Source organism: Agromyces binzhouensis (assembly GCF_004135055.1).
Classification (GTDB): domain Bacteria; phylum Actinomycetota; class Actinomycetes; order Actinomycetales; family Microbacteriaceae; genus Agromyces; species Agromyces binzhouensis.
Genome location: NZ_SDPL01000755.1, coordinates 1 through 715 on the forward strand (window position 1 = coordinate 1; position 715 = coordinate 715).

Below are 715 nucleotides of genomic sequence, written 5' to 3' on the forward strand. Positions count from 1 at the left end.
GCGGTCGCGCAGGCCGTGAGCACCACGAGCGCCATCGCGGACGCCCGCACGACGCTGGCCTCCGGAGTCACGAGCGCGACGAAGCCGGCGAGTGCGACGAGTGCCGCGATCACGCGACCGGCCCGCGGGAGGCCGGCGAGCCCCGCGACCCAGAAGGCCGCGGCCGTGATGATCGCGCAGTTCGCACCGGACACCGCGGTCAGGTGCGTGAGCGACGCGGTGGTCATGGCGGCCTGCAGGTCGTCGGAGACGCGCGACGTGTCGCCGATCGCGAGGCCCGGCACGAGCGCTCCGCCGTCGCCTCCGAGTCGGGCGGATGCCTCGGCCAGCCCTTCGCGCAGCGGATGCGTCCACGCGAGCCACGGCGGTGCCGGCCCGGTCTCCAGGATCCTCGATGCGGACAGCCGGAACGCTGCACGCGAGGACGGTGGCAGCTCCACGAGCCGGCCCTCGACGACGACGGTCGAGCCGAAGCCCAGCTCGTCCCCGTCTCCGGGGAGCGACACGTCGACTCGGATCGCGTCGACCTCGGTACTGACGCCGTCGACGGTGAGTTCGACGAGCGTGCCGGCCGCGCGTCGTCTCGCCTCGTCCGACCATTGCGTCGCGCTCGCCCGCCGAGGCGCCGCCTCCAACCGGACGCTCGCCACGACCTCCTCGCGCCCGGACGCCGCGGCCTCGACCTCGCCGGGCGTGCGTCGCTCCAGCGCCCCCC

General features: G+C 75.2%; 1 protein-coding gene. It reads right to left on the reverse strand.

The window, feature by feature from the left end:
- The coding region (locus ESO86_RS18050) for a ComEC/Rec2 family competence protein (protein WP_207207233.1) at window positions 1-715 on the reverse strand (715 nt) is incomplete at both ends.